This is a genomic window from Mycobacterium sp. SMC-4, from assembly GCF_025263265.1.
Taxonomy (GTDB): Bacteria; Actinomycetota; Actinomycetes; order Mycobacteriales; family Mycobacteriaceae; genus Mycobacterium.
Map to the genome: position 1 here is coordinate 1,202,525 of NZ_CP079869.1, position 23,606 is coordinate 1,226,130.

21 protein-coding genes, 1 pseudogene and 1 riboswitch are annotated in these 23,606 nt (G+C 68.3%); of the genes and pseudogenes, 13 read left to right on the plus strand and 9 right to left on the minus strand.

Features of this window, described 5'->3' with window-relative positions:
• Positions 1–47 precede the first annotated feature (47 nt).
• Together KXD98_RS05745 and KXD98_RS05750 are read left to right on the plus strand one after the other, a co-directional pair.
• On the plus strand, positions 48–1,211 hold the full coding sequence (locus KXD98_RS05745; RefSeq protein WP_260762311.1) for a diguanylate cyclase domain-containing protein: 1,164 nt from the start codon (positions 48–50) through the stop codon (positions 1,209–1,211).
• 39 nt (positions 1,212–1,250) lie between these two features.
• The gene (locus tag KXD98_RS05750; RefSeq protein WP_260762312.1) at positions 1,251–4,550 is read left to right on the plus strand and encodes an error-prone DNA polymerase; all 3,300 of its coding nucleotides are present in this window, start codon (positions 1,251–1,253) and stop codon (positions 4,548–4,550) included.
• On the opposite strand, the gene KXD98_RS05755 is transcribed toward KXD98_RS05750, so the two are convergent.
• Positions 4,522–5,172, minus strand: coding sequence for an SOUL family heme-binding protein (locus tag KXD98_RS05755; protein ID WP_396882506.1), 651 nt, complete (start codon positions 5,170–5,172; stop codon positions 4,522–4,524). The genes KXD98_RS05750 and KXD98_RS05755 overlap by 29 nt on opposite strands.
• Before the next feature lie 50 nt (positions 5,173–5,222).
• On the opposite strand from KXD98_RS05755, the gene KXD98_RS05760 reads away from it, so the two are divergent.
• On the plus strand, positions 5,223–5,864 hold the full coding sequence (locus KXD98_RS05760) for a nitroreductase family protein (protein WP_260762314.1): 642 nt from the start codon (positions 5,223–5,225) through the stop codon (positions 5,862–5,864).
• A gap of 44 nt (positions 5,865–5,908) precedes the next feature.
• Positions 5,909–7,186, plus strand: a complete 1,278-nt coding sequence (locus KXD98_RS05765) for an HNH endonuclease signature motif containing protein (protein WP_260762315.1) — start codon at positions 5,909–5,911, stop codon at positions 7,184–7,186.
• A 40-nt stretch (positions 7,187–7,226) separates the two neighbouring features.
• Here the strand turns inward: KXD98_RS05765 and KXD98_RS05770 are convergent, their stop codons facing one another.
• Entirely contained in the window at positions 7,227–7,691 is a 465-nt protein-coding gene (locus tag KXD98_RS05770; protein WP_260762316.1) for a tRNA (cytidine(34)-2'-O)-methyltransferase, read from the minus strand.
• Between the two features lie 48 nt (positions 7,692–7,739).
• Here KXD98_RS05770 and KXD98_RS05775 point away from each other — a divergent pair, with 48 nt between their 5' ends.
• The 5 genes and pseudogenes from KXD98_RS05775 to KXD98_RS05795 all read left to right on the plus strand — a co-directional run bounded on the left by KXD98_RS05775 (position 7,740) and on the right by KXD98_RS05795 (position 11,806).
• Positions 7,740–8,348 (plus strand): trans-aconitate 2-methyltransferase, encoded by a 609-nt coding sequence (locus KXD98_RS05775; RefSeq protein ID WP_260762317.1) that lies wholly within the window; start codon positions 7,740–7,742, stop codon positions 8,346–8,348.
• Positions 8,349–8,491: 143 nt separating this feature from the next.
• Positions 8,492–9,472, plus strand: a pseudogene (locus KXD98_RS05780) (sensor histidine kinase); the annotation flags it as partial.
• Between the two features lies 1 nt (position 9,473).
• Positions 9,474–10,028, plus strand: coding sequence for a pentapeptide repeat-containing protein (locus KXD98_RS05785; protein WP_260762318.1), 555 nt, complete (start codon positions 9,474–9,476; stop codon positions 10,026–10,028).
• 99 nt (positions 10,029–10,127) lie between these two features.
• Positions 10,128–10,586, plus strand: coding sequence for an Rrf2 family transcriptional regulator (locus tag KXD98_RS05790; RefSeq protein ID WP_260762320.1), 459 nt, complete (start codon positions 10,128–10,130; stop codon positions 10,584–10,586).
• Complete coding sequence (locus KXD98_RS05795; RefSeq protein ID WP_260762322.1) at positions 10,583–11,806, plus strand: globin domain-containing protein; 1,224 nt, start codon at positions 10,583–10,585, stop codon at positions 11,804–11,806. Before KXD98_RS05790 ends, KXD98_RS05795 begins: the two co-directional genes overlap by 4 nt.
• On the opposite strand, the gene KXD98_RS05800 is transcribed toward KXD98_RS05795, so the two are convergent.
• Together KXD98_RS05800 and KXD98_RS05805 are read right to left on the minus strand one after the other, a co-directional pair.
• A complete protein-coding gene (locus tag KXD98_RS05800; RefSeq protein WP_260762324.1) occupies positions 11,803–12,420 on the minus strand; it encodes a TetR-like C-terminal domain-containing protein in 618 nt (205 codons plus the stop codon). The two genes, KXD98_RS05795 and KXD98_RS05800, sit on opposite strands and share 4 nt — an antisense overlap.
• 28 nt (positions 12,421–12,448) lie before the next feature.
• Positions 12,449–15,037, minus strand: a complete 2,589-nt coding sequence (locus tag KXD98_RS05805; RefSeq protein ID WP_260762326.1) for an ATP-binding cassette domain-containing protein — start codon at positions 15,035–15,037, stop codon at positions 12,449–12,451.
• Positions 15,038–15,280: 243 nt separating this feature from the next.
• Here KXD98_RS05805 and KXD98_RS05810 point away from each other — a divergent pair, with 243 nt between their 5' ends.
• Positions 15,281–15,844: a TetR/AcrR family transcriptional regulator gene (locus KXD98_RS05810; RefSeq protein WP_260762328.1), complete on the plus strand. Its 564-nt coding sequence runs from the start codon at positions 15,281–15,283 to the stop codon at positions 15,842–15,844.
• On the opposite strand, the gene KXD98_RS05815 is transcribed toward KXD98_RS05810, so the two are convergent.
• On the minus strand, positions 15,828–17,024 hold the full coding sequence (locus KXD98_RS05815; RefSeq protein WP_260762329.1) for an NADH:flavin oxidoreductase: 1,197 nt from the start codon (positions 17,022–17,024) through the stop codon (positions 15,828–15,830). The two genes, KXD98_RS05810 and KXD98_RS05815, sit on opposite strands and share 17 nt — an antisense overlap.
• 38 nt (positions 17,025–17,062) lie before the next feature.
• On the opposite strand from KXD98_RS05815, the gene KXD98_RS05820 reads away from it, so the two are divergent.
• From KXD98_RS05820 to erm, 3 genes are all read left to right on the plus strand, one after another.
• Entirely contained in the window at positions 17,063–17,920 is an 858-nt protein-coding gene (locus tag KXD98_RS05820) for a bifunctional methylenetetrahydrofolate dehydrogenase/methenyltetrahydrofolate cyclohydrolase (RefSeq protein WP_260762331.1), read from the plus strand.
• On the plus strand, positions 17,917–18,210 hold the full coding sequence (locus KXD98_RS05825; protein ID WP_260762332.1) for a DUF3017 domain-containing protein: 294 nt from the start codon (positions 17,917–17,919) through the stop codon (positions 18,208–18,210). Before KXD98_RS05820 ends, KXD98_RS05825 begins: the two co-directional genes overlap by 4 nt.
• Positions 18,211–18,445: 235 nt before the next feature.
• Positions 18,446–19,222, plus strand: coding sequence for a 23S ribosomal RNA methyltransferase Erm (erm, locus tag KXD98_RS05830; RefSeq protein WP_260762334.1), 777 nt, complete (start codon positions 18,446–18,448; stop codon positions 19,220–19,222).
• A 56-nt stretch (positions 19,223–19,278) separates the two neighbouring features.
• Here the strand turns inward: erm and KXD98_RS05835 are convergent, their stop codons facing one another.
• From KXD98_RS05835 to KXD98_RS05850, 4 genes are all read right to left on the minus strand, one after another.
• On the minus strand, positions 19,279–20,001 hold the full coding sequence (locus KXD98_RS05835) for a class I SAM-dependent methyltransferase (protein WP_260762336.1): 723 nt from the start codon (positions 19,999–20,001) through the stop codon (positions 19,279–19,281).
• A complete protein-coding gene (locus tag KXD98_RS05840; protein WP_260762337.1) occupies positions 19,998–21,128 on the minus strand; it encodes a homoserine O-acetyltransferase in 1,131 nt (376 codons plus the stop codon). The genes KXD98_RS05835 and KXD98_RS05840 overlap by 4 nt, the downstream gene beginning before the upstream one ends.
• Positions 21,129–21,138: 10 nt before the next feature.
• Complete coding sequence (locus KXD98_RS05845) at positions 21,139–22,476, minus strand: bifunctional o-acetylhomoserine/o-acetylserine sulfhydrylase (protein ID WP_260762339.1); 1,338 nt, start codon at positions 22,474–22,476, stop codon at positions 21,139–21,141.
• Positions 22,477–22,517: 41 nt separating this feature from the next.
• Positions 22,518–22,637, minus strand: a riboswitch (SAM riboswitch).
• 72 nt (positions 22,638–22,709) lie between these two features.
• On the minus strand, positions 22,710–23,543 hold the full coding sequence (locus KXD98_RS05850; RefSeq protein WP_260762341.1) for an alpha/beta fold hydrolase: 834 nt from the start codon (positions 23,541–23,543) through the stop codon (positions 22,710–22,712).
• Positions 23,544–23,606: the final 63 nt, after the last annotated feature.

Below are 23,606 nucleotides of genomic sequence, written 5' to 3' on the forward strand. Positions count from 1 at the left end.
GGGGGGCGGCGATCTGGTCCGGGGACGCATTGACCGGGGGTGGGGTTGTGATTGAGCGTTTGCGGGAATCGGTGGCCGAGGTGATCAGGCCAGAAAGATGGCGTGCCGACCAGTATTACTGGTTCACTGCCGTGCTGGCCGCCCGTGGTCTGCAGGCCGCGGCCAGCAGATTGATCGCGCTGTCTGCGGTGGTGTTCGGGCTGGTGCCGCTGGCGCTGGTGTTGAGCGGTCAGACAGCGCAGAGCGCGGTACTGCAGGTGGCTTCGGCGGCCATCGCTGTGGCGGCGCTGGGCATCGCCGGCATGTGGCTGCGGGACCGCTGGCCGAGTCGGATCGAGTCGTTGGTGGCTGCCGCAGTGGGCTGCGTCATCGTCGTGGCGGCGTCGTTGATGGCCGCCGACCCGATATTCGGACTCCTCGGCGCCACCCTGTCGGTGCTGCTCAGTATCTACATCGTGTGCCTGCACACCGCACGTCTGCTGGCGTTGGCGTGGGTGGTCCTGGTCATGGTGCTGGCCATCTTGTGCCTCCGACTGGCCGAGACTGCGTTGGCACTGGCGGTCACCACGGCAGCTTTGGTGTTCATGCTCAACGTCGTGGTGGCGTGGGCGTTCCGGCTGGTGATCAGACTCATCGAGCCGGACGCCCATCACTCCGACATCGAACAGCTCACCGGATTGTTGCATCGGGACGCGTTCTACCGTGACGTGGCGACTTTGCTGGCGTCGCGCAGTCGCAGCGACGACAAGTACCTCGTCGTGGTGGCGGTGAACATCGACAGCTTCTCGCTGCTGCTGGGTCTGTCAGGTTCTCGCGGCGGTAACCGGGCAAGGGTCGCGGTCGGTCAGGCGTTACGCGAGACGGTGCGCCACAACGCGATCGTCGCCCATGTTTCCGACGACGACTTCCTCGTCGCCGACAGCTTCACCACCGCGGACGCGTCTCCGTTGGTCGAGCGGATCCGCGGGGCCATTTCGGCGACCCCGCAGCGGTTGACGGCAAGTATCGGCGTGGTGTGCACCCCGCTGCCGCCGCTGGCTGCCGAGCCGCCCGACGACGTGCTCGACAAGTTGATCGGCATCGCCACCCAGGCCATCGAGCAGGCTCGGATGGCCGGCGGCAATCAGGTGCGTTATGTGTTGCGGCCGACGCTGGAGGACGGTGGCGGCGACCCGAACGGTGACCAGCCGGACGAGGATCGCACCGCCTGAGCATTCCATTGTCGAACATGTGTTCGATATACTGTCGTGGTGGGTTGGCACACGGGTCCGCCGAGCTGGGGCGAGATGGAGCGGGTGCTCACGGGTAAGCCGCGCCGGGCCGGCTGGCCCATTGATCACCAGCAGATCGGGGACGGCGGCGACAGTCCCGCATGGTCGCGCAAGCGCGGCCGGTATGAACCGGTCGGCGATGGGCCGCGTCGGGAATCGGCGGTGCCGTACGCCGAGCTGCACGCTCACTCGGCCTACAGCTTCCTCGACGGTGCCAGCACGCCGGAGGAGTTGGTCGAAGAGGCCGCGCGGCTGGGTCTGCGCGCTCTCGCGCTGACCGACCACGACGGTCTCTACGGGGTGGTGCGGTTCGCCGAGGCCGCCCGGGAACTCGAGATGGCCACGGTGTTCGGTGCCGAGTTGTCGCTGGGTGGGGGCAGTCGCACCGAGGAAGCCGACCCAGCCGGACCGCATCTGCTGGTGCTGGCTCGCGGACCGGAAGGCTATCGGCGATTGTCGCGGCAGTTGTCCGCAGCGCATCTGGCCGGAGGCGAGAAGGGGGTGCTGTGCTACGACTATGACGCGCTGACCGAGGCCGCCGGCGGGCATTGGCAGATCCTGACCGGATGCCGCAAAGGCCACGTCCGTCAGGCGCTGGCTGCGGGCGGGCCCGACGCGGCCGCCGCCGAACTGGCCGATCTGGTGGACCGGTTCGGTCGCGACCGCGTCACCGTCGAGCTCACGAGCCATGGCCATCCACTCGATGGCGAGCGCAACGCCGCGCTGGCTGCGCTGGCGCCGCGGTTCGGTCTGGGCGTGGTGGCCACCACCGCGGCGCATTTCGCCGAACCGAGCCGGGGGAGGCTGGCCATGGCGGTGGCGGCGATCCGGGCCCGACACTCGTTGGACGAGGCCGCGGGATACCTTGCCCCGCTGGGGGGTTCGCATCTGCGATCCGGGGACGAGATGGCCCGGCTGTTCGCGCACTGCCCGCAGGTGGTGACCGCGGCGGCTGAGCTCGGCGAGCAGTGTGCGTTCGCGCTGTCCCTGATCGCTCCGCAGCTGCCGCCGTTTGACGTCCCGGACGGCCACACCGAGAACAGTTGGCTGCGGCATCTGGTGATGACGGGGGCGCGGGAACGCTACGGACCACCCGCGCACGCGCCCCGCGCCTACGCCCAGATCGAACATGAACTGCGGGTCATCGAGGCGCTCAACTTCCCGGGCTACTTCCTGGTGGTCCACGACATCACCCGGTTCTGCCGGGAGAACAACATCCTGTCCCAGGGCCGCGGATCGGCTGCGAACTCTGCGGTCTGCTATGCGCTCAAGGTCACCAATGTCGATCCGGTGGCCAACGAGCTGTTGTTCGAGCGGTTTCTGTCCCCGGCCCGCGACGGCCCACCCGACATCGACATCGACATCGAATCGGACCTGCGAGAGAACGCCATCCAGTACGTCTACCAGCGTTATGGCCGGGAGTACGCCGCGCAGGTCGCCAACGTGATCACCTACCGCGGCCGCAGCGCGGTGCGCGACATGGCGCGCGCCCTCGGGTACTCGCAGGGGCAGCAGGACGCGTGGAGCAAACAGTTCAGCCAGTGGGGCAGTCTGACCGACCGGGCTCATGTCGAAGGCATTCCCGAGCAGGTGATCGAGTTGGCCACCCAGATCTCGAATCTACCCCGGCACATGGGAATCCATTCCGGAGGCATGGTGATCTGCGATCGCCCGATCGCCGACGTATGTCCGGTCGAGTGGGCCCGGATGGACAACCGAAGCGTGCTGCAGTGGGACAAAGACGATTGTGCGGCCATCGGTTTGGTGAAGTTCGACATGTTGGGCCTGGGAATGCTGTCGGCGCTGCATTACGCCATCGACCTGGTGGGTGAACACAAGGGCATCGAGGTCGACCTGGCCACCCTGGACCTGTCCGAGCCGGCGGTGTACGAGATGCTGCAGCGCGCCGATTCGGTCGGGGTTTTCCAGGTGGAGTCCCGGGCGCAGATGGCCACGCTGCCCCGGCTCAAGCCGCGGGTGTTCTACGACCTGGTGGTCGAGGTGGCGTTGATCCGGCCCGGTCCGATTCAGGGCGGTTCGGTGCATCCGTACATCAAGCGCCGCAACGGTGAGGAGGAAGTTACCTACGAGCATCCGTCGATGGAATCGGCACTGCGAAAGACGCTGGGGGTGCCGCTGTTTCAGGAGCAGCTCATGCAGTTGGCCGTCGACTGCGCCGGTTTCTCCGCCGCTGAGGCCGACCAACTGCGCCGGGCGATGGGGTCGAAACGGTCGACGGAGAAGATGCGCCGGCTACGGGGCCGGTTTTTCGACGGGATGGCCGAACTGCACGGCATCACCGGCGAGGTGGCGCAGCGCATCTACGAGAAGTTGGAGGCGTTCGCGAATTTCGGTTTCCCGGAGAGTCATTCGTTGAGCTTCGCCTCGCTGGTGTTCTACTCGTCGTGGTTCAAGCTGCACCATCCGGCGGCGTTCTGCGCTGCACTGCTGCGTGCGCAGCCGATGGGTTTCTACTCGCCGCAGTCGCTGGTGGCCGACGCGCGCCGGCACGGGGTCGTCGTGCACGGGCCTGACGTGAACGCCAGCCTGGCCTACGCCACGCTGGAGAACCGGGGTCTGGACGTGCGGCTGGGCCTGGGCAGTGTCCGTCACATCGGTGATGACCTGGCCGAGCGGGTGGTCGAGGAACGAAAGGCGCACGGACCGTTCAGGTCTCTGCTCGACCTGACCGGCCGGGTGCAGTTGACGGTGCCGCAGACCGAGGCGCTGGCCACCGCGGGGGCGTTGGGTTGCTTCGGCATCACCCGCCGCGAGGGGCTGTGGGCGGCCGGAGCGGCTGCCACCGAGCGGCCGGACCGGTTGCCGGGCGTGGGGAGCGCGTCGCACATTCCGTCACTGCCCGGGATGAGCGAGTTGGAGCTGACCTCGGCCGACGTGTGGGCCACCGGGGTGTCACCGGACCGTTTCCCGACCCAGTTCCTGCGGGAGGATCTGGCGGCGATGGGGGTGGTGCCCGCCGATCAGTTGCTGTCGGTGCCCGACGGCACCCGGGTGTTGGTGGCCGGCGCCGTGACCCACCGGCAGCGGCCGGCCACCGCGCAGGGCGTGACGTTCGTCAACCTCGAGGACGAGACCGGGATGGTCAACGTGCTGTGCACACCGGGGGTGTGGTCGCGGCACCGCAAGCTGGCGCAGACCGCGGCGGCGATGGTGGTACGCGGTGTGGTGCAGAACGCCACCGGCGCGGTGACGGTGGTCGCCGACCGGATGGGTCCGCTCAAGCTGCGGATCACCTCGAAGTCGCGGGACTTCCGCTAACCGGCAGCACGACCTCGTTGCGGCGTCGGAACGGCAGGGTGAAGGGCGGATCGTAGAACCACGCCACCGGCTCGCCGACGGGCTGGTACCCGCTGCCGGTCAGCGCCGCGCGCAGCGCGCTGGTGCGGCGCGCCACCTCGGCCGGGCTGCGGTCACCGCTGAATCGCAGCACCGCCACGATCTCGCCGGGCACTTCGACCAGGGCCACCCGCTCGTCATTCGGTCGGGGCAGGGTGTCCATCGTCCACTTCGACGGCATGAAGAACCGGATCGTCGATCTGTCGCCACCCTGCTGGGCCACCGGCGCGGTCATTGCGATCTTGCGGCCCGAGCCTTGGGTGACCGGCGCGGTCATGGCGATCGCGGCGCCGCCGTCGTTGCCGCCGAAGATGTAACCGGCAAGCCGACGGAACCCGATGTTGCGGGCGGCGTCCTCGTCGGCGGCCACCGTGGTCTCGGCGGCGATGCGGTCGGCGTAGCGCCGGATCTCGACCTTGGTGTCGCCGCTGCCGACGGTATCGAGCACGGTGAAGCGCGGTTCCTCGGTTCCCCAGCGCAGCCCGACAACCGATCCAGCAAACTCCAGGCCTTGTGAGACAACCTCTTTGATGTTCGACATCACTCCTTTTTACCCCCGCCGGCGATTCCTCACGCGGCGGTAGGCTCGGTCGGGTGACGTTGAACCTGACTGCAGACGAAGTCCTGACCACCACCCGTTCGGTGCGCAAGCGACTCGATATGGACAGGCCGGTGCCCCGCGAGGTGCTGATGGAGTGTTTGGACATTGCGCTGCAGGCGCCGACGGGGTCCAACCACCAGGGATGGCAGTGGGTCTTCGTCGAGGACCCGGCCAAGAAGAAGGCGCTCGCCGACATCTACCGCGCCAACGCCACGCCGTACCTGAATCTGGAGAAGCCGACCACCGGTGACATCCGCGACGAACAGCGACCCCGGGTCGAGGACTCCGCGCGTTATCTCAGCGAGCACTTTCACCAGGTGCCGGTGATGCTGATTCCGTGTCTGGAGGGCAAACCCACCGATACGCCGTCGGGGCACAGTGCCGGCTTCTGGGGCTCGCTGCTGCCCGCGGTGTGGAGCTTCATGCTGGCGCTGCGGTCCCGCGGGCTGGGTTCGGCGTGGACGACGCTGCATCTGCTCGACGATGGGGAACGCCAAGCCGCTGAGCTTCTCGGCATCCCGTTCGAGCGTTACAGCCAGGCCGGCCTGTTCCCGATCGCCTACACCAAAGGCACCGACTTCCGCCGGGCCAATCGGCTGCCCGCCGGACAGGTAACCCACTGGGACAGCTGGTAATTCAGGCACCCGAGATTGTCAGACCCCGGTGCGATCATGGGTTCATGTCTTCGGTCGCAACGGACAGCGGTGCTGACGTCGGGTCTCCGGCGGAGCGGTTGGCGGTGTTGTTCGATGAGGTCGCCGAGTTGTGTGGGCAGCGTAATGCCATCGATGGCCGTCTGGTGCAGATCGTCGCCGAGATCGACCGTGACGGGTTGTGGGGCATCACCGGGTGTCGATCGCTGGCCTCACTGGTGGCCTGGAAAACCGGCTGCTCACCACGCAACGCCGAGACCCTGGTGGCCATCGCCGACCGGCTCACCGAGTTCCCACGCTGTGTGGGCGGGTTGCGGGAGGGTCGGTTGTCGCTGGATCAGGTCGGGCTGATCGCCCAGCGCGCCGGTGCGGGCTCCGATGAGCATTACGCCGAGCTGGCCCAGAGCGCCACGGTCACCCAGCTACGCACCGCCATCAAACTCGAACCCCGACCCGACCCCGATCCACGTCCACAGCCGAGGCCGTCGATCAGTACGCGGGTCAACGGCGACATGACCTGCTGGACCATCTGGCTGCCCACCATCGAATCAGCGAAACTCGAAGCCGGGCTGGCATCACAGCACGACGGGCTGATCGCTGACTGGAAACGCGACCACACCACCAACACCAGCGATCCTGCTGACGACGACGGGGAGGGGCCGGGGGCGCGGGCGCCGATGCCCACCCGGGTGGATGCGTTCATGGCGTTGGTCGAGGCCGGCTGGGATACCGAGGTCGCGGCCCGCCCGCACGGGCAACACACCACCGTGATCGTGCACGTCGATGTCACCGACAAGATCGCCGCGCTGCATCTGGGTCCGCTGCTCTCCGACGCCGAACGCCAATACCTGGGCTGTGATGCCACCTGCGAAACCTGGTTCGAGCGCCACGGCCAGGTGATCGGGTCCGGGCGCACCACCCGCACCATCAGCCGCCGACTGCGCCGCGCCCTGGAGTATCGCCACCCCAGCTGCGCAGTACCCGGGTGCGGGGCCACCCGCGGCCTGCATGCCCACCACCTCCGACACTGGGAAGACGGCGGACCCACCGACCTGGACAACCTGGTGCTGCTGTGTCCCTGGCATCACCGCGCCCATCACCGCGGGGCCATCACCATCACCGGCACAGGACACAACATCACCGTCACCGACTCCACCGGCCAAGCACTGCAGCCCGGATCACTGGCCCGCCCACCCACCACCACCGCACCCGACGTGCCGCCCTACCCCGGCCCGACCGGCGAACGCGCCCACTGGTGGTGGTACGACCCCTACCAACCACCACCACCCACCCACACCAACTAGACCGGCGGACTCGTAAGCCACTGGCACAGTTGGTGATCGGTCACACCGCTCCGGCGAACCCGTGCTGGCGCCACGCCTCGTAGACCGCGACCGCCGCCGCGTTCGACAGGTTCAGTGACCGTCGCCCGGCCAGCATCGGGATCCGCACCTGCGCGGTGATGTGCGGGTCGGCCAGCGTCGCGGCGTCCAGGCCCGTGGGTTCGGGTCCGAACATCAGCACGTCGCCCGGGTGATAGTCGACCGCGGCGAACGATCGACCGGCATGCGCGGTGAACGCGTACACCCGCGCCGGGTTCAGTGCCGCCCAGGCGGTGTCCAGGTCCGGATGCACGGTGACCGACGCGAGGTCGTGGTAGTCCAGGCCGGCGCGGCGCAGCTTGGGTTCGGACAGGTCGAAGCCCAGCGGCTCGACCAGATGCAGCTCGCATCCGCTGCCGGCGACCATCCGGATCGCGTTGCCGGTGTTGGGTGCGATGCGCGGTGAAACGAACATCACCTTGAACACAACACGACCTCTCGTCGGGCGGCAGCGCACTGTTGGGACAATGCTCGCATGGCCGAGCAGAGCCACTGGATGCGCAAGGTCGAGGCCGACCCCGGGCATTCGCAGTGGTACATCGAACGATTCCGCGCGATGGCGCGCGACGGTGCCGACATCGTCGGCGAAGCCCGCATGGTGGACGCGATGGTGCCGCGCGGAGCGCGCATCCTCGACGCCGGGTGCGGCCCGGGGCGAGTCGGCGGGTACCTGGCGGATGCGGGACACGACGTCGTCGGCGTCGACGTCGATCCCGCGTTGATCGCAGCAGCCAAACAGGACCATCCCGGCCCGCGCTGGCTTGTCGGCGATCTCGCCGAACTCGACCTGCCGGCCCGCGGCGTCGCCGAACCGTTCGACGTCATCGTCTCGGCCGGAAACGTGATGACCTTCCTGGCGCCGAGCACCCGCGTCGCGGTGCTGAGCCGGTTGGGCGCTCATCTGCCCGAGGATGGCCGCGTGTTGATCGGGTTCGGGGCCGGCCGCGATTACCCCTTTGCCGACTTCTTCGCCGACGTCGCGCAGGCCGGTCTGACCCCCGAATTGTTGCTGTCGACGTGGGATCTGCGCCCGTTCACCGACACGTCCGATTTTCTCGTCGCGATCCTGCGACGCCAGTCATAGGAAGAGTCATGACTTCTCGATCACAGAGCCGGCGCGCGACGTTGTCCAACTGGCCGGTGCGCGTCAAAGTGTTCGCCATCGTCATCGTGCCGCTGACGCTGGCCGGCGTCCTGGGCGGTGAGCGCATCTATGCCGGTGTGACGGCCGAGGAACAGAACGCCGAGACGCTGCGCGACGCGGTGGTGGTCGGCGCGGCCATCGCGCTCACGCTGCTGGTCGTGGTGCTGGTGGCGCGTTCGCTGGTCGGCCCGCTGCACCTGCTGCGGGACAGCGCGCTGAAGGTGGCGCGCGAAGATCTGGCCCGCGAGTTGGAGCAGGTCCGCAGTACCGGCAAGACCAGCGCTGTGCAACCGATCCCGCCCTACACCACCGAGGAAGTCGGTCAGGTCGCCGAGGCGGTGAGTGAACTACACGAACAGGCCGTGTCGCTGGCCGGACAGCAGGCCCGCCTGCAGCTGCAGGTGACCGATATGTTCGAAACGCTGTCGCGGCGCAACCGGGCGTTGATCGACCAGCAGCAGGCGTTGATCGACGAGCTGCAGCGAGAGGAGCCCGATCCGGCCCGGCGGGCGAACCTGCGTCGCGTCGACCACATGGCCTCAAGAATGCGTCGCAACGCAGCGAACCTGCTGGTACTCGCGGGCGCCCGGATTCCCCGCGAACAGGACGACCCAGTGTCGCTGACCGCGCTGGTGCGGGCCGCGGCGGCCGAAGTCGAGGAGTCCGAGCGGGTGGTGGCCGGCCTGCCGCAGACCATGGTCGCCGGCCGCGTGGCCGGCGATCTCATGCACATCGTGGCCGAGCTGCTCGACAATGCGCTGCGGTACTCGCCGCCCCGATCGCAGGTGCGGGTCGCGGCGGTGCACACCAACAACGGCGGCCTGGTCATCGAGATCGGCGACACCGGCAGCGGGATGAGCGAGTCGGATCTGCGGGTCACCAACACCCGGCTGCGCGCCGGTGGTGAAGTCAACCCCTACACCGCCCGTCATATGGGCTTCTTCGTCGTGGGCCGGCTGGCCGCCCTGCACGGCTTCGTGGTGCGTCTGCGCAGCACCGTCGCAGGCAAGCCGGAGGCCGGTGTGACCGCCGGGGTCTACGTCCCCGCCAGATGGCTGGTCGGCTATGGACCCGCTGGAGACTGACCGCGAGTACACCGGCCACGACTTCGGCGACGAGGACCTCAGCCGGCTGCGCACCGAACGCGTGGTGTTCACCGAATGCGACTTCTCCGGTGTGGACATGTCGGAGTCCGAGCATGTCGGATCCGCTTTCCGCAACTGCACGTTCCGGCGGACGACGCTGTGGCACAGCGCGTTCCGGTACTGCACGTTTCTGGGTTCGACGTTCACCGAATGCCGACTGCGTCCGCTGACGTTGGCCGAGGTGGATTTCACCCTGGCCGGGCTCGGCGGCGCCGATCTGCGCAAGGTCGACCTGTCGGACTGCCGGCTCCGGGAGGCCAACCTGGTCGGCGCCGACCTGCGCGATGCGGTGTTGGCGCGCGCGGATCTGACCGGCGCGCGGATCACCGGGGCCCGACTCGACGGAGCCGACCTGCGGGGTGCGCGGGCCGACGCGTCGCTGTGGACCACCGCGAAGTTGCGCGGCGCCAAGGTCGACGTGGATCAGGCGCTGGCGTTCGCCGCGGCGCACGCTCTGGACATTTTCGGAGCCTGAGCGCCAAACTGGCTGGTCGAAAAACCGCACGTCGCGAGGTGTTTGACCGCACAGCGCGAAAAGTCGCATCCTAGATGCGCAATTACTAGCGTCAATGCTGTGCAGCTCACCCGGTTCACCGACCTCGGCCTTCGGGCCATGATGCTGCTCGCGGCCGGGGAGGCCGACGAGCAGCGGGTCACCACCCGGTCGATCGCCGCGGGTGCCAATGCATCGGAGAACCACATCGCCAAGGCGGTGTCCCGGCTCGTCGAATTGGGGCTGGTGTCGGCACGACGGGGTCGCGTCGGCGGTCTGACCCTCACCGAGGCGGGCCGGGACGCGTCGGTCGGCTGGCTGGTCCGACACCTGGAGGGTGACCGCGAGGTCATCGAATGCGGCGGTGCGAACCCGTGCCCGTTGGTGGCCGCCTGCCGGTTGCGTCGTGCGCTGGCCGACGCCAAGGAGGCCTTCTATCGAGAGCTTGACCGCTACACCGTCGGCGACCTGGCCCGTGCGCCCGCGCTGCAGTTGCTTCCCACGAGTTACAGCCCACCCGATGAAAGGAATCCCCGATGACCGTCCTCGCCGCTGGAGCCCAGCTGGAGCCTGCCCACGCCGAGGTGGTGTCCGCGACGCTGCCGCTGATCGGGGCGCACATCGACGAGATCACCACGCAGTTCTACCGCGGGATGTTCGGCGCGCACCCGGAACTGCTGCGCAACCTGTTCAACCGCGGCAACCAGGCCCAAGGGGCCCAACAGCGGGCGCTGGCCGCATCGATCGCCACCTTTGCCACGCACCTGGTCGACCCGAACCTGGCGTACCCGGGCGAGCTGCTGTCGCGCATCGGTCACAAGCACGCGTCGCTGGGTGTGACCGCCGAGCAGTACCCGATCGTGCACGAGCACCTGTTTGCGGCGATCGTCGCGGTTCTGGGCGCCGACACCGTCACCGACGAGGTCGCCGCGGCATGGGACCGGGTGTTCTGGATCATGGCCGACACGCTGATCGCCTTCGAACGCGATCTCTATCGCGGTGCCGGGGTGGCCGATGGCGACGTCTACCGCCGGGCACAGGTGGTGGCGCGCGTCGACGACCCTTCGGGTGCGGTGCTGGTGACGGTGGTCTCGCCCGGCCGACCGTTCTCGGAATTCCTCCCTGGCCAGTACGTTTCGGTGGGCGTGACGATGCCCGACGGGGCCCGCCAGCTGCGCCAGTACAGCCTGGTCAACGCTGCGGGTGGTGCAGAACTGACCTTCGCGGTCAAACCGGTCGGGGCCATCGGGGGGCAGCCCGCGGGGGAGGTGTCGAGCTGGATCGCGGCCAACCTGTGTGTCGGTGACATCCTCGACGTCACGGTGCCGTTCGGCGACCTGCCGGCACCCGATGGCACCGCACCGTTGGTGCTGATCTCGGCCGGTATCGGCATCACGCCGATGGTCGGCTTCCTCGAACACCTGGCAGTTCAAAGGCCCGACGCGCGGGTGCAGGTGCTGCACGCCGACCGCAGCGATCAGAGTCACCCGCTGCGCGAGCGCCAGCACGAGCTGGTCGCCCAGCTGCCGAACGCGAGCCTGGACCTGTGGTACGAAGACGGCCTCACCGCCGGCGCCCCGGGTGCGCACGCAGGTCTGATGAATCTGGCCGACCTGCAGTTCGCCGACGCTGTGCAGGTGTATCTGTGCGGCGGAAACGGATTCGTGCACGCGGTCCGCGCTCAGCTGCTGGGAAAGGGCATCACCGCAGAGCGGATCCACTGCGAGCTGTTCTCGCCCAACGACTGGCTGCTGGACTAATCCTCGGTGATGGCGCGCGCCACGAGATCGGCCAACACGTGGCAGTACTCGTGCGCGATCTGTGCATCGGTGTAGAGCGCGTAGCTATGCAGCGGCGCGGTCAGCATCTGCAGCGCAACCCCGGGGTTGACGTCTTCGCGCAGCTCGCCGCGTTCGGCTGCGCGACGGAAGATCACCGTGACGACCTCGCGGCGCATCGCGTAGAACGCGGCCCGGGTGTGCACGTCGGCGGCTTGCGACTTGCTGTCGATGACGAGCATCCGCGCGATGCGCCGTCCGACGGGCTCGTTGAGATAATCGGCCAGTGACAGCGCGAGCGCGGTCAGGTCGCCGTGCAGCGACCCGGTATCGGGTGCGGTGATCGTCAGCTCGCTGTAGCTCGACAACGCGTCGAGGATCAACTGCCGTTCGTTGTCCCACTCCGCTCGCAGGAACGCGGGGTCGAGGTGGCTTCGGTGTGCCACGCCCTCGATGGTGAATCGGTCGACGCCCCACTGCTGCAGCTCGGCCAACGCCGCCTCGAGCGCCAACGCACGTACATCGACACTGTCGACCGCCGCCATGATCCCCCAACCCATCGAGTCTTTGCCCGACGAATCTAGGAAATATGGCACATCATGTCGAGAACTTTGCGCGAATCGATCACGAGGCGTTCAGACGAATTCGCCAGCGCACGAATGTCAGGTAGAAGATGCTGATCAGCGCCAGCATCGCCATGTCGAACAGCCATGCCCCCGAGGTGTGCTCCCAGTGCCGGTCCTGCGGGGTCAGCGGTCCGGGCACCAGCCGGATCAGGTCGATCGTCGACGCCGAGGACGCGAAGCCCCAGCGCGCCGGCGTCGCCCAGGACATCTGATCCAGCACGATGCGGTCGGTGACCGGGATCATCCCGCCGGAGAACACCAGCTGGCTCATCACGGCGACCACCAGCAACGGCATGATCTGTTCGGCGGATCGGGCCAGTGCCGACAGTGCCAGACCGACCATCGCCGACGCGACGCACGTCGCTGCGATATCGACGAACAGCTCGAAGCCGGGGCTGCCCAGCACCGCGCCGCGTTCCACCGCGCCGGGGCCGAAACCTTTGCCGAGGATCGCGATGCTGGTCACGATGGCGGACTGGATGATCGCGAACACCGTGAACACGGCAACCTTGGCCAGCAGGTAGGCCGTCGTCGACAGACCGACGGCCTGTTCTCGGCGGAAGATCGCGCGTTCGCCGATCAGGGCGCGGATGGTCAGCGCGGTGCCCATGAAGATGGCGCCGACGTTGAGCATCACCAGGATCTGGCCTGGTTCGTTGGGCGCCTCGCCGCCCTGGATGGCTGGGACGGGCACGCCGAATCCGACGTCGCCGGGTACCGACAACGACAGCACGCCCATGATGAACGGCAACATCATCAGGAACGCGAAGTAACCGCGGTCGGACACCACCAGCCGGATCTGACGTCGCGCGATCGTCGACAGCTGCCGGGTCAGGCTGGTCCGGGTCGGGTTGCCCAGATCGGCCGGTGTCTGCGAGGCCGGTTGTGGAGGTGGCGGTCCGTTGTGGGCCAGGTATCGCTGATGGGCCGCATCGGGGTCGCCGGCCACCGAGCTGAAGATGTCGGCCCAGTTGGTGGTCCCCATCGAGGGCCCGATCTGCTCGGGTGGGCCGTAGAAGGCGGTTTTGCCGCCGGGGGCCAGCAGCAGCACCTGATCGCACACGTCGAGGTAGGTCAGCGAGTGGGTGACGACGAGCACGACTCGCCCGGCGTCGGCGAGCTGGCGGAGCATCGTCATGACCTGGCGGTCCAGCGCCGGGTCCAGGCCGGAGGTCGGTTCGTCGAGGATGAGCAGCGACGGGCCGGTGAGCAGTTCCAGCGCCACCGAGGCGCGTTTGCGCTGGCCGCCGGACAGTTTGTCGACCCGGGTGTCGAGGTGTTTGGTCATCTCGAGCTCTTCGAGCACCTCGTTGACGACCTGTTCGCGGTCGGCCCTGTTGGTGTCGGGCGGGAGCCGCAGCTCGGCGGCGTACATCAGCGCCTGGCGGACGGTCAGCTGGCCGTGCACCACGTCGTCCTGGGGCACCATGCCGATGCGGGAACGCAGCGATGCGTACTCGGCATGCACGTTGTGACCCTCGAAGGAGACCTGGCCGGAGGTCGGATGGGTGTAACCGGCGACCAGCCGGGCGAACGTGGACTTGCCGGCGCCGGATGGGCCGATGATGGCCGTCAACGTGCCCGGACGCGCCGACATCGAGATGTTGTCCAGCAGCGTCTTGTTGTTCTCGATGGTCCAGGTGATCCCGTGGACGTCCAGGCCGCCGGTGGCGGTGTCGGCTGCGGTCTCCGTGCGCCGGACCAGCATGGCGCCGCGGAAGACCAGGTCGACGTTGCCGATGGTGACGATGTCGCCTTCGGTGAGCATCGCTGAGTCCACCCGGGCGCCGTTGACGAAGGTGCCGTTGATGCTGCGGTTGTCCCGGATCTCGGTGCCGTCGACGGTCGGGACCAGGGTGGCGTGGTGGCGCGAGGCCAGCACATCGGGGATGACGATGTCGTTGTCGCTGGCCCGGCCGATCTTGACCGACCCGGGCGGGGCTTCTGCGGGCCGGCCCGGCCGCAGGATCTTGAGCATGCTGGTCGCGAGGTTGCCGTCGCCGGATCGCGGGGCCGCCGCCGGCCCCATCATCGTGACCGATTCCAGGCTCGGCGAGTCGATCGGCGCCGGCGCGCTGTGTCGGGGCTGGCGCGGTGGCACGCTCGGCGGCGGGTTGATCGGCCCGGTCGGCTGGTAGCCGGCTCCGGTCTGCGGGGGGCGCGGCGGCGCCGGACGGGTGTAGGTGGGCTGGCTGGGCGGACCGGGCTGACCGGGCCACGACCCGCTGCGACCGGCCGCCGGAATCGCACTGGTCGGGGGAGTTCCCACCGAACCCTGATGGCGTCCGACCTCGAAGGTCAGTCGGGGTCCGTCAGGGTTGCCGAGGTAGAGCTGCTGGCCGTCGGTGATATCGGCCGCAGGCACCCGGCGGCCGTTGAGGTACATGCCGTTGAGGCTGCCGTTGTCGATCGCAACCCACCGGCCCTGTTCGGAGCGCAACACCACGTGGGCGCGCGAGATCAACGGGTGGGCGATCCGGACGTCGGCGCGCAGGTCGCGGCCGACGACGACGTCGTTGCCGGCCGCGAAGGTGCGGGTGGATCCGTCGTACCGAACCGTCAGCGTCGGGGCGGCTGGTCGGCTCATCGCTGGCAACTCTATCGGTAGGCCCGCCGGTCGGGCTCCGCTGCCTGCGCTCGCGTTGATCTGTGGCCGCACCGTTATCGAGTTGTCGCCGAACCCGCAACACGCCGGTAACCGACCTGATCAAGTCGAAATAGTCAAAGTCGCTGTGATGAAGGGTGATCGGGGACGCGGCGGGCGGTCTGCCAGGGCCTGTTCCGCGTCAACGCTCATTTTAGATAGTGGCCTCTAATTTAGGGTGGAGCAATGCCGAGGCCTCCCCGATACACCGTCGACGATCTCCTCGATGCCGCCGCTGAACTGCTGGCCGCCGATGGTGCCGCGGCGGTGACGATGTCGGCGGTGGCCCGGCTGTGTGGAGCGCCCAGTGGTTCGGTGTATCACCGGTTCCCGTCGCGTGCGGCGCTGTGCGGTGAATTGTGGCTGCGCACCGAGGAGCGCTTTCACGCCGCACTGGCCGCTGTGCTGGCCGAACCCGGGGATCCGCAGCAGCGCTGCGTGGCCGGCGCGCACCAGGTGCTTGCGTGGTGTCGGCGGCACCCGGCCGAGGCCCAGGTGCTTCTGACAGGTCCGGGTCCGCTCGGGCTCAGCGAGTGGCCCGATCCGCTGAGCAACCGGCGGAAACGCTTGCAGCGCAGGCAGCGTAAAGCCTTCGCCGAACTGTCCGACGACGTCACCCGGGTCGGCGCCGCGCTGATCGACGTGCCGTTGGCGATGGTGCGTCGTCAGCAGCGCAGCCGTCAGACCGTGCCGGCCGGTGCCGAGGAGATCGTGGAGGACTGCGCCCGGGCGCTCATCGCCCCGAGCTGACCGGAGACGGCGAGCCGGTGCGCACGCAGTAGGTGTGGCTGTAGATGGTCGGCATGCACAGGTTGCAGTGATCGCAGATCGACTGCACGGCGCTGTCGGCCTTGATCCGGTTGAGCAGGTCGGGCTCGGCGAGCAGTGCGCGACCCATCGCGACGAAATCGAATCCCTCGGCCATCGCTTTGTCCATGGTCTGACGGTTGGTGATGCCGCCGAGCAGGATCAGCGGCATCGTCAGCTCGTCACGGAATTTCTTGGCGTCGCGCATCAGGTATGCCTCGTGATACGGGTACTCGCGCATGAACTTCTTGCCGGTCATCCGGATTCCCCAGGACAGCGGCGGCTTGAAGGCCTTGGAGAACTCCCGGACCGGCGCTCCGCCGCGGAACAGGAACATCGGGTTGAGCAGCGAGCTACCGGCGGTCAGTTCCAGGGCGTCGAGCCCACCGTCGTCCTCCAGCCATTTGGCGGTCTGCAGGGACTCCTCGACCGAGATGCCACCGCGCACCCCGTCGGACATGTTCATCTTGGCGGTGACCGCGATCCGATCGCCGACGGCGCGGCGCACCGCGCGCACAACGCCGCGGGCCACCTTGGCGCGGTTCTCCAGCGAGCCACCGAACTCGTCGGTGCGCCGATTGATCAGCGGCGACAGAAACGAGCTGGCCAGATAATTGTGGCCGAGGTGGATCTCGACGGCGTCGAAGCCCGATTCGATGGCCAGCCGGGCGGCATTGGCGTGTTGCTCGGTCACCTCGTCGATGTCGGCGCGGGTGGCCTTGCGGGCGAAACGCATCGACAGCGGATTGAAGAACCGGACCGGCGCCAGCGCGGGAGCCTTGTTGGTGCGGGCATTGGCCACCGGGCCGGCATGCCCGATCTGAGCGCTGATCGCCGCGCCCTCGTTGTGGATCGCCTCGGTGAGCCGACGCAATCCCGGCACCGCCTCGGGGCGCATCCAGATCTGCCAGCCGTCGGTGCGCCCCCCGGGGGCGACCGCGCAGTAGGCCACCGTCGTCATCCCGACCCCGCCCGCGGCGGGTAGCCGGTGGTAGGTGATCAGGTCCTCGGTGACCAGCGCGTCGGGGCTGGAAGCCTCGAACGTCGCCGCTTTGATGATTCTGTTGCGCAGCGTCAACGGCCCGAGCTTGGCCGGTGCGAACACGTCGTGCGGGGCTGCCATAACAGGAGCTTGCCATGCGCCCTGTCAGAATGAACGCCGTGGGTGCAATCACTTTGGACGGTAAGGCCACGCGGGACGAAATCTTTGTCGACCTCAAGCAGCGCGTCGCGCGACTCGCCGAGGCTGGGTACACGCCCGGCCTGGGCACGGTGCTGGTCGGTGATGACCCGGGGTCGCAGGCCTACGTGCGGGGTAAGCACTCCGACTGCGCCAAGGTCGGCATCAACTCGATCCGCCGTGACCTGCCCGCCGACATCAGCCAGGCCGAGCTCGAGGCCACCCTCGACGAGCTCAACGCCAACCCGGAGTGCACCGGATACATCGTGCAGCTGCCGTTGCCCAAGCAGCTGGATGAGAACGCCGCGCTGGAGCGGGTCGATCCGGGCAAGGACGCCGACGGTCTGCACCCGACCAATCTGGGCCGGCTGGTGCTCAATGAGCCCGCGCCGCTGCCCTGCACGCCGCGCGGGATCGTGCACCTGCTGCGCCGCTTTCAGGTGGAGATCGCCGGCGCGCACGTGGTGGTCATCGGTCGTGGCGTCACGGTAGGCCGGCCGCTCGGGCTGTTGCTGACCCGTCGCTCGGAGAACGCCACGGTGACCCTGTGCCACACAGCGACTCGCCATCTGCCACAGATCACCCGGGAGGCCGACATCATCATCGCCGCGGCGGGGGTGCCGCACATGGTGACCGCCGAGATGGTGCGTCCAGGGGCGGCCGTCGTCGACGTCGGGGTCAGCCGCGACGAGGCGGGCAAGCTCGTCGGTGACGTGGCACCCGAGGTGTGGGAGGTCGCCGGCCATGTGTCGCCCAACCCGGGCGGGGTCGGTCCGCTGACGAGGGCCTTCCTGCTGACCAACGTGGTCGAGCGCGCCGAGGTGCTGGCCGGGTTGTGACCGCCAGGGAGTTCGTTCGCAAGGTGTTCGCCGGGCAATGGCCGATCCTGGTCGTCGCGCTGTTCCTGGTGGCCGCGTTCGTGCTGGTGGCGGCGGGCTTCTGGCGGCGCGGTGCGTTGGTCATGGCGGTCGGGGTCGCGGTGGCCGCAGGGCTGCGGCTGACGCTGTCCGACGAGCGGGCCGGGCTGCTGGCGGTGCGCACCAAGACCATCGACTTCCTCACCACAGCGTTGGTCAGCGCGGCGATGCTCTACATCGCGTGGACGATCGACCCGCTCGGCACCAGCTGAGGTCACCCCCTCGCGAAAGTGACACCAGCGTCGTGAAACTCGCGCGATCACGACCACCAGAGCACTCTCGCGCAAAACTCGGTCGACTCGCGGCCGACCATCTGACACGCTGGCCGCGTGGAGGACACCAATATCGCAGTGATCCGGATCCGTCGCAGCTAGCGGCGGACCGTCTCCTTCGTCAGCGCTCCGCCGCGCCGATCGTCCATTCCAGCCGATCCCGCGGAGCTTGTTCATGCCCACCTACAGTGGCGGCCGTCATGAGCACGGCCAGAACTTCCTCATCGACCCCGCGATCAGGGACCGTATCGTCGGCCTGGTCGCCGCCACGTCCGGTCCCATCGTCGAGATCGGTCCCGGTCGCGGTGCGCTCACCTTCGAACTGCAGCACCTCGGCCGTCCGTTGACCGCGGTCGAGATCGATGCCCGGCATGCCCGCTGGTTGCGCTCGCGGGCCAAGCCTTCGACGGCGATCGTCGAGGCCGACTTCCTGCGTTGGCGGCTACCGGCCCATCCTCACGTCGTGGTCGGCAACCTGCCCTTCCACCTGACGACCGCGGTGCTGCGTCGGCTGCTGCATGCGTCGCAGTGGACGCAGTCGATGCTGCTGGTGCAGTGGGAGGTGGCACGCCGGCGAGCCGCAGTCGGTGGGGCCACGATGATGACTGCCCAGTGGTGGCCGTGGATCGAGTTCGGTCTCGAATGCCGGGTTCCCGCCGATGCGTTCCGGCCGCGCCCCACCGTCGACGGCGGGCTCATGGTGATGACACGCCGTGTCGAGCCGCTGGTGGCGCGCCCGGACCGCGGCCGCTATCAGGCTTTCGTGCACGCGGTCTTCACCGGCAGGGGGCGTGATCTGGCCGCGGTGCTGTCGGGTGTGTGTGATCGCCGGACCCGTCGCGCGGTCACGGGCTGGGTGCACCGGCATGGGCTGCAGGGCGCACGGCCGAGAGATCTCACTGCCGCGCAGTGGACGCAACTCTTCGAGTTGGCGGGCCCCTCGCGAAAGTGACACCAGCGTCGTGAAACTCGCGCGATCACGACCGCCAGAGCACTCTCGCGGCGGGCTCAGCCCAGCGTCGCGCGGATACACACCGTGACGTAGGGCAGCGCCAGTCCGGTGCCGTTGGCCAGCGCCGGATGGGTCGCCAGCAGCTCGCGCACCTGTTCCAGCGTGCGGGTGCGCACCTGTTCGGGCGAGGTGATGCAGTAACTGCGCGACGCGACCAGGTCGATCAGCGCTTGCGGGGTCAGGTAGTTCGTCCACTCCACCTGGTGGCGCGCGATGTCGGCAAACGGGGCGGGGAGATCGGCGCTCTGGCTGAACGGGTCGACCTCGTGGCCGATGATGCGTCCCAGCTCCTTGACCCAGCCCAGCCGTTCGTCACGGTTGTTCCACACCAGACCGAGCCGACCCCCAGGCCGCAGGACCCGCATGACCTCCTTGGCGGCGCGCTGCGGGTCGAACCAGTGCCAGGCCTGGGCGACCAGCACCGCGTCAACGCTGGCGTCGGGCAGCGGGATCTCCTCGGCCGTGCCCAGTAGTGCCGGGGTGTCGGGCAGCGACGAGCTCAGCACCTCCAGCATTTCCGGGATGGGGTCGACAGCCACCACGTCGAGGCCGCGCTCGACCAGCCGGGTGGTCAGCTTGCCGGTCCCGGCGCCGAGGTCGAGCACGTCGCGCGCACCCTCGGACAACAGCCAGTCGATCGCCTCCGGAGGGTAGGACGGCCGGCCCCGCTCGTAAGCCGCGGCCTGGGCGCCGAACGACAACGACCGCTGCTCGGTCACCGGTCTGCCAGCTCCAGCGTGCGACGGATCAGCTTGCCCACGGCGTCGGTCTCGAGCAGAAACCCGTCATGGCCGAACTCCGAGTCGACCACGTCCAGGCCGTCGCACCCGGGCAGCAGTTCGGCCAGTTCGGCCTGCAACCGCAGCGGGTAGAGCCGGTCGGAGGTGATGCCGCCGACGACGGTCGGGACCGGGCAGCCGCCCAAAGCCTTGGCCACACCACCGCGACCCCGGCCCACGTCGTGACTCGACAGTGCATCGGTCAGCGCGACATAGGTTCCGGCATCGAAGCGCTGCAACAACTTTCGCCCCTGATGCTCCAAGTAGCTCTGCACCGCGTAGCGACCGCCCGCGCCGGGGTCCTCACCGGTCTGGGCGTCGTTGGCGAAGCGTTCGTCGAGCTCGGCCTCACCCCGATAGGTCAGGTGGGCGAACCGCCGGGCGATCTGCAGCCCGAGTTCGGGTGCGCGCCCGGTGCCGTGGTAGTCCCCGCCCAGCCAGTTCGGATCGGCAGTGATCGCGGCGATCTGCGTGCTCTGCGTACCGATCTGGTCGGCGGTGGCGCGGGCACCGACTGCGAGTACCAGTGCCGCGCGTACGTCTTGCGGATGGCTGACGATCCACTCCAGCGCACGGGCGCCCCCCATCGACCCGCCGATCACCGCGGCCACCTCGGTGATTCCCAGCCGCTGCAGGGTGGCCACATCGGCGGCGACCTGGTCGCGGATCGACGTCACGGGAAACCTTGACCCCCAGGGCTTTCCGTCGGGCGCCGGCGAGCTCGGACCGGTCGACCCGCGGCAGCCGCCGAGCACATTGGTCGAGATCGCACACCAGCGGTCGGTGTCGATCGGCGCGCCGGGGCCGGCAACTCCATCCCACCAGCCGGGGGTCGGATGGTCCGGTCCGGCGGGTCCGGTGATGTGCGAGTCGCCGGTCAGCGCGTGCAGCACCATCACGACGTTGTCCCGGTTGGCCGAAAGCTTGCCCCAACGCTGCACCGCGATCGACACGTCTTCGAGGACGGCGCCGTTCTCCAGGGTCAGTCTGCCGATGTCGACGACGCCGATCTCGCCCTCGGGGGGAAGGGTCGCGCGGTCGTCGGTAGCCACATCCACGATAGTCACGTCACTGACCTCAGAAGGACGCCACGGTGTTCGGGTCGGTGGCGGCGCCGCTGCTGAAAGGTTTGGCCGCGGCGAAGCCCTGCTCGAGGTCGGTGATGATGTCCTCGATCCCCTCGATGCCGACCGCCAGGCGAACCAGTCCCGGCGTGACCCCGGTGGACAGTTGCTCCTCCGGCGACAGTTGGGCGTGGGTGGTGGATGCTGGGTGGATCACCAGCGACCGGACGTCACCGATGTTGGCCACGTGACTGTGCAGGGTCAGCGCGTTGACAAACGCCTTGCCCGCCTCCACGCCGCCGGCCAGCTCGAACGCCAGCACCGCTCCGGTTCCCTTGGGCGCCAACTTCTTTCCCAGGTCATGCCACGGCGAGGACGGCAACCCGGCATAGTTCACCGACAGCACGTCGGGGTGGTCTTCGAGGTAGCCGGCCACCCGTTCGGCGTTGGCCACATGGCGTTCCATGCGCAGGCTCAGCGTCTCCAGGCCCTGGGCGATCAGGAACGCGTTGAACGGTGAGGCGGCCGATCCGAGATCCCGTAACAATTGCACGCGCGCCTTGAGCGCGAACGCCGGCGGCCCGAGTTCGGCGAACACCACGCCGTGGTAGCTGGGATCGGGTTCGGTGAACCCAGGGAAACGGCCGTTGGTCCAGTCGAAGGTGCCGCCGTCGACGATCACCCCGGCGATCGCCGAACCGTGGCCACCCAGGTACTTGGTGGCCGAGTGCACGACGATGTCGGCGCCGTGGCTCAGGGGCTGGATCAGATACGGCGTGGCGATGGTGTTGTCGACGATCAGCGGGACACCGACGTCGTGAGCCACTCCCGCGACCGAGGGAATGTCGAGCACGTCTATCTGCGGGTTGGAGATGGTCTCGGCGAAGAACGCCTTGGTGTTGGGTTGCACTGCAGCCCGCCAGGAATCGGGGTCATCGGGGTTGTCGACGAAGCTGACCTCGATGCCGAGTTTGGGCAGCGAGTAGTGGAACAGGTTGTAGGTGCCGCCGTACAACCTCGGGGAGGACACGATGTGATCACCGGCTTGGGCCAGGTTCAGGATCGCGAACGTCTCGGCGGCCTGCCCGGAGGCCAGGAACAGTGCGGCCACTCCACCCTCCAGCGCCGCGATGCGCTGCTCGACCACGTCGGTGGTGGGGTTCATGATCCGGGTGTAGATGTTGCCCGGCTCGGCCAGGCCGAACAGTGCCGCCGCATGGTCGGTGTCGCGGAAGACGTAGCTGGTGGTCTGGTAGATCGGCAGTGCCCGCGCGTTGGTGGCGGCGTCGGGGGTCTGGCCGGCGTGGACCTGCTTGGTCTCGAACGCCCACTGCGCTTCGGGTTGGGTCATCGCTGTCGCTCCTCCATGAAACTGGGGCCCGTTTCACGGCGGACCCGCGCTTGCCTTATAGCCAGGTGCGGCTACTCAACCTGGTCATCACCCGGGGCACCCCACCGCGGTTGGAGGGTTGCCGGCCAGCGAGCCGGGGCTTGACGCTGGCGCTCATGACCGAAACGAAGGTTATCGCACGACCCGCGAAAACTGCCAGCGGGTTGTCGTCGCCGCAGGTGGGAGGCGCGCGCTCAGCTACCGGTGGCGGTGCTCGGCGCGGTGTGCTCGTCGACGAATGACGCGATCAGATCGGTGATCACGCGGGGGGCTTCGAGCATCGGGATGTGGCCGACGCCGTCGAGTTTGACCATCTTGGTGTCCTCGGGCATGTGCTGCAGGAAGTAGCGGTGCCCGCGCGGCGCCGGGAACACTCGATCCTTCTCGCACGTCACCAACTGGGTGGGCGCGCCGAGGCTGGCCAGCTCCAGCAGGCCGGGCAGGCGCAGCGTCTTGACCAGCAATTGCAGGTAGGCGCTGCAGTGCGTGGCGTCGAGGATGAGATCGCGCAGGTCGGCGTCATCGGGCCCGTCGGCGGGTCCGCTGACTGCCAGTGTCGCCAGCCGGCGCGCGCCGGGCAGCTTCAGGATGCGCGGGCCGAGCAGACGCGCGGCGATCAGCGCGGGACCGCCCAGGATGAACTTCAGCACGGTCTCGTACTTGGTCACCGAATGCTGCGACCAGCCGCCGGCCGGACCGATCGCGGTGACGGTGCGGGCCCGGCCGCGCCGCTCCAACTCGAAGCCGACCCAGCCGCCCAGCGAGTTACCCACGATGTGGGCGGTCTTCCAGCCCAGCTCGTCCATCCGCTGCTCGACATCGTCGACCAGAGCGTGGGTGTCGAGCAGCCAGGTGTGCGACTTTCTGCCGCCGTGGTGTCCGACCATGGTGGGTGCGTAGACCTCGAACCGGCCCGTCTCGGCCAGTTGCCCGGCCACGGTGCGCCAGACGTTCTGGGAGCACAGAAACGGATGCAGCAGCAGGATCGGTTCGCCGGAACCCAGGTGGATCGGCTCGCGTTGTGCCATGCGCCCGACATTAAGGTGATACCGGCGGTACCGCAAGAATCCGGTGTTCTAGGGTCGGGCCCG

What these genes read in the sequence shown, in the direction of transcription:
- KXD98_RS05765 (WP_260762315.1), top strand. Translation starts at nt 5,909, where the DNA reads ATGTCTTCGGTCGCAACGGACAGCGGTGCTGACGTCGGGTCTCCGGCG.
- KXD98_RS05775 (WP_260762317.1), top strand. Translation starts at nt 7,740, where the DNA reads ATGGCCGAGCAGAGCCACTGGATGCGCAAGGTCGAGGCCGACCCCGGG.
- KXD98_RS05785 (WP_260762318.1), top strand. Translation starts at nt 9,474, where the DNA reads ATGGACCCGCTGGAGACTGACCGCGAGTACACCGGCCACGACTTCGGC.
- KXD98_RS05795 (WP_260762322.1), top strand. Translation starts at nt 10,583, where the DNA reads ATGACCGTCCTCGCCGCTGGAGCCCAGCTGGAGCCTGCCCACGCCGAG.
- KXD98_RS05805 (WP_260762326.1), bottom strand. Translation starts at nt 15,037, where the DNA reads ATGAGCCGACCAGCCGCCCCGACGCTGACGGTTCGGTACGACGGATCC.
- KXD98_RS05810 (WP_260762328.1), top strand. Translation starts at nt 15,281, where the DNA reads ATGCCGAGGCCTCCCCGATACACCGTCGACGATCTCCTCGATGCCGCC.
- KXD98_RS05815 (WP_260762329.1), bottom strand. Translation starts at nt 17,024, where the DNA reads ATGGCAGCCCCGCACGACGTGTTCGCACCGGCCAAGCTCGGGCCGTTG.
- erm (WP_260762334.1), top strand. Translation starts at nt 18,446, where the DNA reads ATGCCCACCTACAGTGGCGGCCGTCATGAGCACGGCCAGAACTTCCTC.
- KXD98_RS05845 (WP_260762339.1), bottom strand. Translation starts at nt 22,476, where the DNA reads ATGACCCAACCCGAAGCGCAGTGGGCGTTCGAGACCAAGCAGGTCCAC.
- KXD98_RS05850 (WP_260762341.1), bottom strand. Translation starts at nt 23,543, where the DNA reads ATGGCACAACGCGAGCCGATCCACCTGGGTTCCGGCGAACCGATCCTG.